The sequence below is a fragment of the Bacillus sp. EB106-07-01-XG149 genome (assembly GCF_058791555.1).
Genome location: NZ_JBYTDP010000004.1, coordinates 1 through 239 on the forward strand (window position 1 = coordinate 1; position 239 = coordinate 239).

1 pseudogene is annotated in these 239 nt (G+C 60.7%); it reads right to left on the bottom strand.

Features of this window, described 5'->3' with window-relative positions:
• A pseudogene (locus AC3WTA_RS17035) lies at window positions 1-239 on the bottom strand (Gly-Xaa-Xaa repeat protein); the annotation flags it as partial.

Genomic DNA, 239 nt, shown 5'->3' on the forward strand with positions numbered 1-239 from the left:
GTGTTCCCTTGAACGCCCTGAGGTCCAGTAGCGCCCGTGTTCCCTTGAACGCCCTGAGGTCCGGTAGCGCCCGTGTTCCCTTGAACGCCCTGAGGTCCAGTGGCACCAGTAGCACCTGTATTACCTTGAGGCCCAGTAGCACCGGTAGCGCCTGTGTTACCCTGAGGTCCAGTGGCACCAGTAGCACCTGTATTACCTTGAGGCCCAGTAGCACCGGTAGCGCCTGTGTTACCCTGAGG